Source organism: Pseudoalteromonas sp. SG44-1 (genome assembly GCF_014164315.1).
Taxonomy (GTDB): domain Bacteria; phylum Pseudomonadota; class Gammaproteobacteria; order Enterobacterales; family Alteromonadaceae; genus Pseudoalteromonas; species Pseudoalteromonas rhizosphaerae.
The window spans coordinates 1-242 of record NZ_JACJEW010000319.1; the positions used below are offsets into that span (position 1 = coordinate 1).

Genomic DNA, 242 nt, shown 5'->3' on the forward strand with positions numbered 1-242 from the left:
ATATCCCATGTGTAAATTTCGTTCACACCGGTTGCTGTGAGTGCTTTTGGTTTTTTTACCTGCCTGTTTGGCTTCACTTTTTCTCTATGCGTTAATAGGTGGTGACGTTTCATAACCCGATAAAATGAACTTTCAGACGCTATCCATATACCGTTATCAAGCAGCTTGGGGACTATTTTACTGGCCGGTAAATGCCCATACTCAGTTGAGTTAACCGTATTAATAATACGCTGCCGCTCTAA

General features: G+C 41.3%; 1 pseudogene. It reads right to left on the bottom strand.

What is annotated here, in order from left to right:
* Positions 1 to 242: pseudogene (locus H5187_RS24475) on the bottom strand (IS3 family transposase); the annotation flags it as partial.